This window comes from Pseudoalteromonas sp. SG44-17 (assembly GCF_014164235.1).
GTDB classification, from domain to species: Bacteria; Pseudomonadota; Gammaproteobacteria; order Enterobacterales; family Alteromonadaceae; genus Pseudoalteromonas; species Pseudoalteromonas rhizosphaerae.
In genome coordinates this window covers 1-630 of record NZ_JACJEV010000094.1, presented here as the reverse complement: position 1 = coordinate 630, position 630 = coordinate 1, and the positions used below count along the sequence as shown (strand labels likewise).

Below are 630 nucleotides of genomic sequence, written 5' to 3'. Positions count from 1 at the left end.
TGACCACACGACTCTGAATAGGCCGACTTTATCAAAAAAGGAAATTCTGGCACTGAGCCATCTTCTGTTTCAATCGTCACAACAATGGGCCCACGATAGCCATGAGCCTTATCGAATACCGTAGTTCAACTTGTTGTCAAAAAACACGCCAGTAGCACACAGTAAAATTGCAGTGCAGTTTTACGCTTATAATCCTTCATATTCAGCTTCCCTTGGCTTTAAAATATGTTCTTGGCAAGTCATTTTATTCCAACAATCCGTTTCGGGTACACCGTAATACCACGCTCTAAAAATCGGTTGATACTTTTCAATAACCCGTTGTTGCATACGTTTTGAAAAATGGGGTAAGTAAAAAGTTTTGATCACCGTAATGTGCCTTTTAATCATCGCCCCCAAATTAAAACGCGCTTGGCGATACCTGATGTCTGCTTTTTTATATTCTCTGCTATCAGGTGTAAAGTTTTGCATGTCTTGTTTAGGGCCAGTCGCCCACCCAGCTACTTTATTCATTTGTTCAGTAAACGGCTTAACGGTAAACGTGATATGAATAGGGTCATCAGCATCGGTGGGCCCAAAGCCTCGCGGAAATCCGCCTTGGTGATAATTAGGATGGGTAACCGTAAACTCAAT

The 630-nt window shown here is 41.9% G+C and carries 1 pseudogene; it reads right to left on the bottom strand.

The features are described 5' to 3' along the window. Positions 1-186 precede the first annotated feature (186 nt). Positions 187-630 (bottom strand): annotated as a pseudogene (locus H5182_RS22035) (hypothetical protein); the annotation flags it as partial.